General features: G+C 72.0%; 9 protein-coding genes and 1 tRNA gene. 5 read left to right on the forward strand and 5 right to left on the reverse strand.

The window, feature by feature from the left end; genetic code table 11:
• Positions 1 to 126: 126 nt before the first annotated feature.
• On the reverse strand, positions 127 to 465 hold the full coding sequence (locus ACYP53_RS05145; RefSeq protein ID WP_189915461.1) for a hypothetical protein: 339 nt from the start codon (positions 463 to 465) through the stop codon (positions 127 to 129).
• A 564-nt stretch (positions 466 to 1,029) separates the two neighbouring features.
• Positions 1,030 to 2,430, reverse strand: coding sequence for a cystathionine beta-synthase (locus tag ACYP53_RS05150; protein WP_189915459.1), 1,401 nt, complete (start codon positions 2,428 to 2,430; stop codon positions 1,030 to 1,032).
• 264 nt (positions 2,431 to 2,694) lie between these two features.
• Here ACYP53_RS05150 and ACYP53_RS05155 point away from each other — a divergent pair, with 264 nt between their 5' ends.
• The 3 genes from ACYP53_RS05155 to ACYP53_RS05165 all read left to right on the forward strand — a co-directional run bounded on the left by ACYP53_RS05155 (position 2,695) and on the right by ACYP53_RS05165 (position 6,302).
• Positions 2,695 to 3,789, forward strand: coding sequence for an SGNH/GDSL hydrolase family protein (locus ACYP53_RS05155; RefSeq protein WP_459646731.1), 1,095 nt, complete (start codon positions 2,695 to 2,697; stop codon positions 3,787 to 3,789).
• A 62-nt stretch (positions 3,790 to 3,851) separates the two neighbouring features.
• On the forward strand, positions 3,852 to 5,072 hold the full coding sequence (locus ACYP53_RS05160) for an acetyl-CoA C-acetyltransferase (protein ID WP_189915455.1): 1,221 nt from the start codon (positions 3,852 to 3,854) through the stop codon (positions 5,070 to 5,072).
• Between the two features lie 288 nt (positions 5,073 to 5,360).
• Positions 5,361 to 6,302, forward strand: coding sequence for a hypothetical protein (locus ACYP53_RS05165; RefSeq protein ID WP_229928502.1), 942 nt, complete (start codon positions 5,361 to 5,363; stop codon positions 6,300 to 6,302).
• Positions 6,303 to 6,455: 153 nt separating this feature from the next.
• Here ACYP53_RS05165 and ACYP53_RS05170 read toward each other — a convergent pair whose 3' ends face one another.
• The 3 genes from ACYP53_RS05170 to ACYP53_RS05180 form a co-directional block, all read right to left on the reverse strand.
• Positions 6,456 to 6,839, reverse strand: coding sequence for a hypothetical protein (locus ACYP53_RS05170; RefSeq protein ID WP_459646732.1), 384 nt, complete (start codon positions 6,837 to 6,839; stop codon positions 6,456 to 6,458).
• An 86-nt stretch (positions 6,840 to 6,925) separates the two neighbouring features.
• Positions 6,926 to 7,795, reverse strand: coding sequence for a Bax inhibitor-1/YccA family protein (locus tag ACYP53_RS05175; protein WP_189915449.1), 870 nt, complete (start codon positions 7,793 to 7,795; stop codon positions 6,926 to 6,928).
• A gap of 155 nt (positions 7,796 to 7,950) precedes the next feature.
• Positions 7,951 to 8,032, reverse strand: a tRNA-Leu gene (locus ACYP53_RS05180).
• A gap of 293 nt (positions 8,033 to 8,325) precedes the next feature.
• On the opposite strand from ACYP53_RS05180, the gene ACYP53_RS05185 reads away from it, so the two are divergent.
• On the forward strand, positions 8,326 to 9,099 hold the full coding sequence (locus ACYP53_RS05185) for an ABC transporter ATP-binding protein (RefSeq protein WP_459646733.1): 774 nt from the start codon (positions 8,326 to 8,328) through the stop codon (positions 9,097 to 9,099).
• Positions 9,100 to 9,179: 80 nt separating this feature from the next.
• Positions 9,180 to 11,738 carry an ABC transporter permease gene (locus ACYP53_RS05190; RefSeq protein ID WP_189925007.1) on the forward strand — a complete coding sequence of 853 codons (2,559 nt, stop codon included), beginning with the start codon at positions 9,180 to 9,182 and terminating at the stop codon, positions 11,736 to 11,738.
• The last annotated feature ends 112 nt before the right edge of the window (positions 11,739 to 11,850 follow it).

An 11,850-nucleotide genomic window follows, 5' to 3' on the forward strand; every position in this document is an offset into this window, starting at 1 on the left:
TTCACGGTTCCATGACCGAAGGGTAAGCGATCGTATGAGATGACCCAACTTGCTTACAAAAATGGACAAAACGCCCGATCTGCCGTGGCAGACCGGGCGTTTTCGCGTGGCGACGGCGGGCCGTCGTTACTCGGCGGACTCGTCCACCGCGTACTCGTCCCACTCCTCGTCGTCCGGGTCGAACTCGGTCTGCGCCGACTCCCAGGTCGCCGAGGCGAGCTCGACCCCGGGGACGTCGCCGAGCAGCGCGACCGGGTCGATGAAGTGGGCGAGCGAACCCGACGGGTCCACCTCGATGGCCTCGACGGACTGGGCGCGCTCCTCGTCGTCGAGGTACTCGTCCTCGGTCACCGCCTGCAGGGCCGCCGCCTTGAGGGCGCCCTCGTCGGTGATCTCCGCGATGAGCTCGATCTTGACCCGGACGTAGCGCGGGGCGTCCTGGTCGGTCGTTTCAGTGCTGGTCATGCGTGCGAGCGTACGGGAACGGCGGGCCGCCCGGAGCACAGCGCGACGGCCGCGGGCGCGGGCACCGGGGGCCGGTGGCGGACGGAAGAGGCCAGTCGCGGACGGAAGAGGCCGGTGGCGGGCCGAAGGGGCGCCGTCACACGGGAAGACCGGCGACGCACGGAAGGGCCGGCCCCTCGGAGAAGGGCCGGCCCCACCGTTCCCCCGCATCGGCTCCCCCACCCGGGAGCCGCGGGGACGCGCCGTGACGGCGCGTTGCGGCCGCGAGAGCCGCCGCACCCTGTCGACCGGCCGGAGCCGGACAGGGGCGGGACGACGGCGCCTCCCGCGGAAGGCGGACACAGCGGCCGGGTCAGGGCCGCCCGGTGTGTCCTGAGTCGACCGCGGTCGCCCGGGGAGCCGCTCCCGGACGGTTGCCGTCGCCTCGTTCGGCGTCGTGCCGTTGACCACAAAGATGCCGGACCGTTGTTAACCACGTGCTGCGGGCAGGTGACGCCGGTGTACCACTTCGCCCGTGGACGAATCCTTCGGATCCGCCACGGGCGAGGTGGTGGTGAGCACGCGTCAGTGCGCGGCGCGACCGGTCAGGTAGCCCAGCAGGTCCTGGCGGGTGACGATGCCCTGCGGCTTGCCCTCGACCAGCACGACGGCCGCGTCGGCCTTCTCCAGCACGGTCATCAGGTTGGTGACCGTCTCGCCCGAGCCGACCACCGGCAGCGGCTTGGACATCACCTTGTCCAGCGTGTCGCTCAGCTCGATCTCCTTGGCGAAGATGCCCTCCAGCAGCAGCTTCTCCACCACCGAGCCGATCACCTCGCCGGCCATGATGTCCGGGTGGCCGGCGCCCGGGGAGACCACCGGCATCTGCGAGACGCCGTACTCGCGCAGCACCCGGACCGCCTCGGCGACCGTCTCGTTCGGGTGCATGTGGACGAACTGCGGGACGCCGCCCTGCTCGATGGACTCCTTGCGGGCCAGCACCTCGCCGATGTGCGCCTCGTCGGTGGAGGAGGGCAGGAAGCCGTAGTCGGCCATCCAGTCGTCGTTGAAGATCTTGGAGAGGTAGCCGCGGCCGCCGTCCGGCAGCAGCACGACGACGACGTCGTCCGGGCCGAGCCCGCGGGCGACCTCCAGCGCGGCCACCACGGCCATGCCGCAGGAGCCGCCGACCAGCAGGCCCTCCTCCTTGGCCAGGCGGCGGGTCATCTGGAACGAGTCCTTGTCGGAGACGGCGACGATCCCGTCCGCGACGCCGCGGTCGTAGGCGGTCGGCCAGAAGTCCTCACCGACGCCCTCGACCAGGTACGGCCGGCCGGTGCCGCCCGAGTAGACCGAGCCCTCCGGGTCGGCGCCGATCACCTTGACCTTGCCGCCCGACACCTCCTTCAGGTAGTTGCCGGTGCCGGAGATGGTGCCGCCGGTGCCGACGCCCGCCACGAAGTGGGTGATCTTGCCGTCGGTCTGCTCCCACAGCTCCGGGCCGGTGGAGTGGTAGTGCGAGGCCGGGTTGTCCGGGTTGGAGTACTGGTCCGGCTTCCAGGCGTTCGGGGTCTCCCGGACCAGGCGGTCGGAGACGTTGTAGTACGAGTCCGGGTGCTCCGGGGCGACGGCGGTCGGACAGACGACCACCTCGGCGCCGTACGCGCGCAGGGTGTTGATCTTGTCGGTCGAGACCTTGTCCGGACAGACGAAGATGCACTTGTAGCCCTTCTGCTGGGCCACGATCGCCAGACCGACACCGGTGTTGCCGGAGGTCGGCTCGACGATGGTGCCGCCCGGCTTGAGGGCGCCCGAGGCCTCGGCGGCCTCGATCATGCGCATCGCGATGCGGTCCTTCACCGAGCCACCGGGGTTGAAGTACTCGACCTTCGCCAGCACTGTCGCGCTGATGCCCTCGGTGACCTTGTTCAGCTTGACCAGCGGCGTGTTGCCGACCAGGTCGATGATCGAGTTGTGGTACCGCACGGGGGTCCTCCCGGTCTATGGGCATGCGAGTGCTTTCGGTACTGCAAAGCCTAGGGCGTGGCACGCACCCCAGCGCCCCCTCGTGTCCGCCTCCACCGGCGGCCCCTCCCGGCACACCCGACCCGGCCCGGCCCGCCCGCCCCTGCGGCCCGCGGCGGCCCCCGCCTCCTCCCGATGGCCCAACCCCGCCGGTACTCCCGCCCTCCGCGCGGGTATTAGGGGTGTACGACCCCGCCGGGGGGCGAGGACCGAAGGGGGTACCGGATGCCAGGCGTACACGACTCGCGGGCCCGGGTGGCCCGGCGGATCGCCACCGCGGCGGCGTACGGAGGCGGCGGGCTCGGGCTGCTCGGCGTGGGCCTGGTCGGCGTGCTGCTGACCGAGAGCAAGCTCGCCATGCAGGCCATCGGCGTCCTGGAGACCCACCCGCCCAAGGCCGACGGCGTCTACGGCGAGGCCTTCGCCGACCGGGCCGCCGCCCCGCAGCAGCCGCTCGTCCTGGCCGTCCTCGGCGACTCCACCGGCGCCGGCCTCGGGGTCGCGCGGGCCCGCGAGACCCCGGGCGCCCTGCTCGCCGCCGGTCTGGCCTCGGTGGCCGAGCGCCCGGTCCGGCTGGTCAACGTGGCCCGCTCGGGCGGCCGCTCCGCCGACCTCTCCGGCCAGCTGGAACAGGCCCTGCCGCACCACCCGGACGTCGCGGTGATCATGATCGGCGCCAATGACGTCACCCGGCACAGCCCGGCCCAGCTGGCCGTCCGGCAGCTCGGCGAGGCCGTCGCCGCCCTGCACGCCAACGGCTGCCGGGTAGTCGTCGGCACCTGCCCGGACCTCGGCACGATCAAGCCGGTGCGCCCGCCGCTGCGCTGGGTGGCCCGCCGGCTGAGCCGGCAGCTGGCCGCCGCGCAGACCATCGCGGTGGTGGAGGCGGGCGGCCGGACGGTCTCGCTGGGCTCGCTGCTCGGCCCGGAGTTCGCCGCCCGCCCGGAGATGTTCGCCGCGGACCGCTACCACCCCTCCGCCCAGGGCTACGCGACGGCCGCGATGGCCGTGCTGCCCTCGGTCTGCGCCGCGCTCGGCCTCTGGCCGGAGGAGGAGCGCCCGACCGTGCCGGTGCCGGGCGGGACGGTGCTGCCGGTCGCGGTGGCCGCCGCCGCGGCGGCCGGGCGGGCGGGCACCGAGGTGGCGGCCGCGGACCCGGAGGGCACGGGCCACCGCTGGGCCCTGCTGCGCCAGCGCCTGCGGATCGGCCTGCCCGGCTCGGGCTTGGCCGGAGAGGCCGCCGAGGGCCGGGACCAGGACGGGCCGGCGGACCCCGGGAATACGTCGGCCAGCTCACACGCTGGTGCGGGTGACGCCTGACCTACCAGGCGGTAACTTTCCTCCCGGACGTCAGGTCCGTAGTCACCCAGCGAGGAGCCGTCATGCCCGAAGCCGTCATCGTCAGCGCCGCCCGTTCGCCGATCGGCCGGGCCTTCAAGGGCTCGCTGAAGGACGTCCGCCCGGACGACCTGACCGCCCACATCATCCAGGCGGCCCTCGCCAAGGTCCCGCAGCTCGACCCGCGCCAGATCGACGACCTGATGCTGGGCTGCGGCCTGCCCGGCGGCGAGCAGGGCCACAACCTGGCCCGCATCGTGGCCGTCCAGATGGGCATGGACTACCTGCCCGGCGCCACCATCACCCGCTACTGCTCGTCCTCGCTGCAGACCACGCGGATGGCGCTGCACGCGATCAAGGCCGGCGAGGGCGACGTCTTCATCTCGGCCGGCGTGGAGACGGTCTCGCGCAGCGTCCACGGCACCTCGGACGGCATGCCGGGCACCATGAACCCGCTGTTCGACGAGGCCCAGGCCCGCACCGCCAAGCGCGCCGAGGAGGGCGGCGGCGAGTGGCACGACCCGCGCGAGGACGGCCTGGCGCCGGACGCCTACATCGCGATGGGCCAGACCGCCGAGAACCTCGCCGCACTCAAGGGCATCACCCGCGCCGAGCAGGACGAGTTCGGCGTCCGCTCGCAGAACCTCGCCGAGGCCGCCATCAAGGCCGGCTTCTGGGAGCGCGAGATCACCCCGGTCACCACGCCGGACGGCACCGTGGTCAGCACCGACGACGGCCCGCGCGCCGGCGTCACCCTGGAGGGCGTCTCGGGCCTGAAGCCGGTGTTCCGCCCGGACGGCACCGTGACCGCCGGTAACTGCTGCCCGCTGAACGACGGCGCGGCCGCGCTGGTCATCATGTCCGACACCAAGGCCCGCGAGCTCGGCATCACCCCGCTCGCCCGGGTGGTCTCCACCGGCGTCAGCGCCCTCTCCCCCGAGATCATGGGCTACGGCCCGGTCGAGGCCTCCAAGCAGGCGCTCCGGCGGGCCGGCCTGACCATCGACGACATCGACCTGGTCGAGATCAACGAGGCCTTCGCGGCCCAGGTGATCCCCTCCTACCGCGACCTCGGCGTCGACCTGGACAAGCTGAACGTCAACGGCGGCGCCATCGCGGTCGGCCACCCCTTCGGCATGACCGGCGCCCGGATCACCACCACGCTGATCAACTCCCTGCAGTGGCACGACAAGCAGTTCGGTCTGGAGACCATGTGCGTCGGCGGCGGCCAGGGCATGGCGATGGTCATCGAGCGCCTCAGCTGACCACCCGCATCCTCCGAAGGGTCTGGACCACCCGTTTGGAGTGACGTAGCGTAATTGAGGGCCGGATCACACCGAGAGGTCGATCCGGCCCTCTTTCCGTTCGTTTCCGGCCCGGAAATCGACACTGCGGAGCGGATCAACTCCACTGCGTAGAACGGTGTTACCTAACAATTTGGGGACAAGAGCGAAAGTCCCGGACGAATTAGACATTCGCCACTGCGGTAACACCCCCGCATGCGGCAGTGTGGACACGTAACCCCGTTCCGCTCCTCCCTAGGAGTACGTTCCGTGAGCGCCGTCTACACCATCCTGCTGCTGATCCTGATCACCGTGTCGACCGCCGTCCTGCTCCACCTCCGGGCCCTCTCCCGCCGGCTGGACGCCCGGGCGGCGGCCCCCGCCGTGCCCGCCCCGGTGGACGAGGCCGCGATACGCCGGGCCGTCGCCGAGGCGCTCGCCGCCGACCGCGAGCGGGAGATCACCGAGGCCCGGGCGTTCTGGGCCGAGCAGGAGGCCCGCGCGGCCGAGGACGCGCCGCTGTTCGACTCCCCCTTCACCGGTGTCTTCTCCGGCACCGACGAGTGGCCGCTCTTCTTCCCCCGCCCCACCGGCCCGCAGGACGCCGCCGACAACGCCGGGACGATGGACCCGGAGTTCGGCGAGGCGCTGCGCTCCGCGCTGGAGGACCTGATCACCGACGGCGGCACCGGCCCGGCCGAGCCCGGCCCCGACGGCGGCGCGCCGCTGCGCCCCGGCCACCCGGTGGGCGAGACCGCCAAGGACGCCCGCGCCCGCCGCGAGGCCGACCTGCTGGCCACCGGCCTGGAGGCCGGGCTGCTGGACGCCGACCCGGCCGTCGAGGAGGCCCCGGCCCCCGCGCCCGACCCGCGCCGCCACCCCTCGCACCCCGACTTCGTCCCGAGCCAGGCGCCGTCCCGCGAGTGGACCGACACCCGGCTGGCCGCCCTCGCCGAGGAGGCCGTCGCCCTGGTCGACGTCCGCCCGGGCCCGCTGGGCACCCTGGACGTGTACGCCTTCGCCGACGGCACCACGCTCTGCGTGGCCCCGGGCGACCGGGAGGCCGCCTACCGGCTGATCGACGCGGTCCGTGCCGGTGAGCACGTGCGACTGCTCGGCGGCTCGCGCTTCTCCGGCTCGTACTCGCTGACCTTCTCCACCGACGAGGAAGCCGTCTACGTGCTCGCCGACCGGGTGGTCGCCAGCATCTGACGCCGCCTCAGCAGGACGGCGCGCCGAAGGCCGGCCGGGTCAAGGGGTTACCGACCCGGCCGGCCTTCGGCATGTCCGAGCGCGCTCAGGCACCGAGCGTACTCAGGCGCAGAGCGCGCTCAGGCACCGAGCGTACTCAGGCGCAGAGCGTGCTCAGGCGCAGAGCGCGGCCGTCTCCCGCACCGCCGCCACCGCCCCGGCCAGCACCTCGCCGACGGCCGCGGGCCCGTCCGGCAGCGCCACCTCCGCGCCCTCGGGCAGCGCCGCGAGCGCGGCCGCCAGGTCGTGCCCCGCGACGGCCAGCTGATCCCCCGCCGCGAAGGCCCCGGCGTCCGGGAAGTCCCGCTCCGGACCGCCCTCCACCGCCCGCGCCAGCCCGGCCAGCCGCCGGGCCAGGTCCAGCGCGGCCGCGGCCCGGGAGGCGTGCCCGGGCACCGCGCCCAGCAGCTTGCTCTGCGGCAGCGAGCGGAAACGATCCGCCAGGGAGTCGACGGCTTCGACCAAGGGCCGTACGTCCAAGGGCTGTACGTCATGCATGGCAGCGAGCCTAGGCGAAAAGCCGCCGGGCCCCGGAGCGGGTGGCTCCGGGGCCCGGCGGCAGTGATTCACCTCGGGGGGACGCGTTAGTCGTCGCCGCGCAGGATCGCGATCAGCCGCAGCATCTCCATGTAGATCCAGACCAGCGACAGGGTCAGCCCGAAGGCGGCCCGCCAGGACTCGCGCTGCGGGGCGCCCTGGGCGATGGCCGTCTCGATCTCCGCGAAGTCCAGCGACAGGAAGAAGGCGCCCAGGCCGATGCCGACCAGGCCGACCACGATGCCCAGCGGGCCCGACCGCAGGCCCATCTCGGCGCCGAAGGCCAGCGAGGCGACCAGGTTGACCAGCATCAGCAGCACGAAGCCCATGGCGACCGCGATGCCGATCCGGGTGTACCGCGGGGTGACCCGGATCCGGCCGCTCTTGTAGGCGAACAGCATCGCCGCGAAGACCGCCGCGGTGCCGAGCACCGCCTGGATCACGATGCCGTTCAGCATGGTGTTCAGCGCGTGCGACCAGGCGCCCATCGCGAAGCCCTGGAGGGCCGCGTAGGTCAGGATCAGCGGCGGGCTGACGGTGCGCTTGAAGGAGGCCACCACGCCGATCACCATGGCCACCAGGCTGGCGGCGATCGCGAAGCCGTAGTTCTCGAACGGCAGCGCGAACCAGGCCACCGCGCCGGCCGCGACCAGCGTCAGCAGCGTCATGGCGGTGCGGGCGACGACGTCGTCCAGCGTCATCCGCCCGGTGGCCGCCGGACCGGCCGACGGGCCGTTGTACAGCTCGTAGAGCTGCTCGTCGGTCATCGGGCCCTGCGGCTGCTGGGCGTACTGCGTCCCCGCGTAGGGGTTGTTGCCGTACGGGCTCCCGGCCTGTGCGGTGTTGCCGAACCCCGCGTAGCCGGAGTCGCGGGTGAAGGACCCCTCCCGCGAGAAGACCGGGTTGCTGCTTCTCATTGCTCATTCCCTCCGTGGCGGCACTGCACCGCCCATGCACAAGGGTAATGGCTTGGCAAAAATTCCGGGATACGCCGCGAGGAGGATCCGGTGAACGACACCCGGCGGGGACGCCGACGGCGCCCCCGCCCGACCGGCGCCCCGCCGGCGATCGGTGCCCGGAGCCGGACTCGAACCGGCACGGCCTCGCGGCCAAGCAGTTTTAAGCTGCCCGTGTCTGCGTTCCACCATCCGGGCGTCCAGCGAAACCACCCTGAGCCTAGTCGCCCGGCTCGCCCTTTCGCATGTTCCCAGCCCCGGAAGTTGTCATGTTTCCTTGCCATCTGACGAACTGTCCGGGATTCGGCCACGAAGGATAGTGGTTCCGGCCACCGCCCCTCCCTCAGGGTCCCCGTCATACCGCAGGAGGAGGGGCGCGCCTCCCCCGTACGCCCAGCGGTGGTAGGGCCAACCGTCCGGCGGAGCGACGCCAGACCATGATCACGTCGCGGAGCATGGAGGTACAAGCCCACGAGCACTAGGAGCCCCCCGTGACCACGTCGACCGCAACCGCCGTCCGCACCGGCCGGGCGGCCGCCCGCGCCACCGGCCTGAACAAGGTCTACGGGGAGGGGGAGACCCGCGTCGTCGCCCTCGACAACGTCAGCGTCACCTTCCCCCAGGGCGAGTTCACCGCCATCATGGGCCCCTCCGGCTCCGGCAAGTCCACCCTCATGCACTGCATGGCCGGACTCGACACCGTCACCTCGGGCTCCTCCACCATCGGCGACACCGAACTCGTCGGCCTCAAGGACAAGCAGCTCACCCAACTGCGCCGCGACCACATCGGCTTCATCTTCCAGGCCTTCAACCTGCTCCCCACCCTGACCGCCCTGGAGAACATCACCCTCCCGATGGACATCGCCGGCCGCAAGGCCGACAAGCCCTGGCTCGACCGCGTCGTCGACACCGTCGGCCTCTCCGACCGCCTCAGCCACCGCCCCTCCCAGCTCTCCGGCGGCCAGCAGCAGCGCGTCGCCTGCGCCCGCGCCCTCGCCGGCAAGCCCGACATCGTCTTCGCCGACGAACCCACCGGAAACCTCGACTCCCGCTCCGGCGCCGAGATCCTCTCCTTCCTCCGCAACTCCGTCCGCGAACTCGGCCAGACCGTCGTCATGGTCACCCACGACCCCGTCGCCGCCTCCTACGCCGACCGCGTCGTCTTCCTCGCCGACGGCCGCATCGTCGACGAACTCCACGCACCCACCGCCGACACCGTCCTGGACCGCATGCGCCGCTTCGACGCCAAGGGCCGCACCAGCTGACACCACGCACCAGCTGAACCGGCGACAACCCGCAGCCCGGCAACCCCGAAGCCGCCCACCGACCCCTCCCAGGACACCCCATGTATCGCACCGCACTGCGCAACGTGCTGGCCCACAAGGGCCGACTGCTGATGACGGCGCTCGCCGTCATGCTCGGCACCGCCTTCGTGGCGGGCACCATGGTCTTCTCCGACACCTTCGGCAAGGCCATGCGGGACAGCAACTCCAAGAGCTACTCGGACGTCTCGGTCCAGGTGGTCGACCGCGCGGCCGGCTCCGGCGCCAGCGCCCGGCAGAAGAGCGAGAGCGGTTCCGCCGCGATCACCGACGCCACCGTCCAGCAGCTGGCCGCCCTGCCGGGCACCGCCAACGCCCGCGGCGTGGTCAGCGGCTTCACCGGGGTCGCCGACAGGAAGGGCAACCTGATCGGCCAGTTCTGGGCCGCGAAGGGCGCCAACTTCGCCCCCGGCCAGGACGGCAAGGACCCGCGCTACCCGATGGCCGAGGGCCAGGGCCCCAAGAACGGCAAGGAGATAGCGCTCGACCGCAAGACCGCCGACAAGGCGGGCTACAAGGTCGGCGACACCGTCCGGGTGGCCGCCAACGGCCCGGTGGTCGAGGCGAAGCTCACCGGGATCTTCACCACCGACGACCCGGTGGTGAGCACCGGCGGCACGCTCACCCTGTTCGACCGGGCCACCGCGCAGGGGCTGCTCCTGGAGCCCGGCCGCTACAGCGGCGTCGTCCTCACCGCCAAGCCCGGCACCTCCGAGGATGCGCTGCTCGACCAGGCCCGGCCCAAGGTGCCCTCCGGCAACCAGTTCGACGTCGAGACCGGCGCCAAGCTCAAGGCCGACGAGCAGGAGATGATCACCAAGGGCACCGACAGCATGCGCACCATGCTGCTGGTCTTCGCCTTCATCGCGCTCTTCGTCGGCATCTTCATCATCGCCAACACCTTCACCATGCTGGTCGCCCAGCGCACCAAGGAGCTGGCCCTGCTGCGCGCCATCGGCGCCAGCCGCAAGCAGGTCACCCGCTCGGTGCTGGTCGAGGCGCTGCTGATCGGCACCGTCTCCGCGGTGGCCGGTCTGGCCGCCGGCGTCGGGATCGGCGCGGGGATGCAGTCCCTGATCGGCACCCTGAACGAGAACATGCCGAGCGGCGCCCTGGTGATCAAGCCGCTCACCGTCGCGGTGACCCTGGTGGTCGGCGTCGTGGTGACGGTGCTCTCGGCCCTGCTGCCCGCCCTGCGCGCGGCCCGGATCGCCCCGGTGGCCGCGATGAGCAGCGGCGACCAGCCGGCCTCCCAGAAGAGCCTGGTGGTCCGCAACACGATCGGCTCGCTGCTCGCCGCCGGCGGCCTGGCCCTGATCGGCTACGGCGCCTCCACCGGCGACACCAGCGGCCGGCTGCCGGTCGGCCTGGGCGCCGTCCTGGCCCTGATCGGCGTGTTCGTCCTGCTGCCGCTGCTCTCCCGGCCGGTGGTCGCCCTGCTCGGCCCGCTGCTGCGCGGCCTCGGCGGCACCCCGGGCAAGCTCGCCCAGCAGAACGCGGTGCGCAACCCGCGCCGGACGGCGGCCACCGCCGCCGCGCTCACCATCGGCCTGACCCTGGTCAGCGGCCTCACCGTGATCGGCGCCTCGGTGAGCGACGTGGTGGACCGCGCCGTCACCAGCTCGATGAAGGCCGACTACATCGTCTCGGCCGCCAACAGCATGAGCCTCGCCGAGCAGGTGCCCGCGCAGATCGCCAAGGCGCCCGGGGTGGCGGCCTCATCGCCGATGACGGCCGCCTACTGGGAGCTCGACGGCACCACCAAGTCGATCTCCGGCCTGGACGCGGCGACCTTCGACCAGCTGGTCGACGTCGAACTGACCAGCGGCTCGACCGCCGCGCTCGGCAAGGGCCAGCTGCTGGTGGACGCGGACGTCGCCAAGAAGTTCAACGTCACCACCGGCTCGACGATGACCGTCTCCTACCCGGACGACTCCAAGGGCCAGTTGACCGTCGGCGGCGTGTACAAGACGGGCGGCATGCTCGGCCCGGTCGTCCTGGCCAACAGCGAGATCGCCAAGCACGAGCCCAAGCCGTACATCTCCGACGTCCTGGTCAAGGGCAAGGACGGCGCGACGGACACGCTCAAGCAGTCGCTCAAGGACGCCACCGGCGCCAACCCGGTGATCGAGGTGAAGTCCAAGCAGGACGTCCGCGACGACTTCAGCCAGACCATCACCTTCGCGCTGAACCTGATGTACGGCCTGCTGGGGATGGCGGTCCTGATCGCGATCCTGGGCGTGATCAACACGCTGGCGATGTCGGTCTTCGAGCGCAAGCGCGAGATCGGGATGCTGCGCGCGATCGGCCTGGACCGCCGGGGCATCAAGCGGATGGTCCGTCTGGAGTCCGTGGTGATCTCGCTGTTCGGCGCCGGCGTGGGCCTGGCCCTCGGCTGCTTCATCGCCTGGGCGATCAACGGCACCCTGAAGTCCAGCCTGGCCGGCCTGACCACCGTCCTGCCGTACGGCCAGCTGGCGATGTTCCTGGCCCTGGCCGGGGTGGTCGGCCTGGTGGCCGCCATCTGGCCGGCCCGCCGGGCGTCCAAGCTGGACATCCTGTCGAGCATCAAGACCGACTGACCGGAGGCCGGTGGAGGCCGGTAACGAGAAGGGCCCTGCCGAAGCTTCGGCAGGGCCCTTCTTCGTTCTGTACTCCGCCCGGTCACAGGGCCGGCTGAGCACCACGGAGGTC

It is taken from the genome of Kitasatospora sp. Ki12 (assembly GCF_054601375.1).

What these genes read in the sequence shown, in the direction of transcription:
- ACYP53_RS05145 (WP_189915461.1), bottom strand. Translation starts at nt 465, where the DNA reads ATGACCAGCACTGAAACGACCGACCAGGACGCCCCGCGCTACGTCCGG.
- ACYP53_RS05155 (WP_459646731.1), top strand. Translation starts at nt 2,695, where the DNA reads ATGCCAGGCGTACACGACTCGCGGGCCCGGGTGGCCCGGCGGATCGCC.
- ACYP53_RS05160 (WP_189915455.1), top strand. Translation starts at nt 3,852, where the DNA reads ATGCCCGAAGCCGTCATCGTCAGCGCCGCCCGTTCGCCGATCGGCCGG.
- ACYP53_RS05170 (WP_459646732.1), bottom strand. Translation starts at nt 6,839, where the DNA reads ATGCATGACGTACAGCCCTTGGACGTACGGCCCTTGGTCGAAGCCGTC.
- ACYP53_RS05175 (WP_189915449.1), bottom strand. Translation starts at nt 7,795, where the DNA reads ATGAGAAGCAGCAACCCGGTCTTCTCGCGGGAGGGGTCCTTCACCCGC.
- ACYP53_RS05190 (WP_189925007.1), top strand. Translation starts at nt 9,180, where the DNA reads ATGTATCGCACCGCACTGCGCAACGTGCTGGCCCACAAGGGCCGACTG.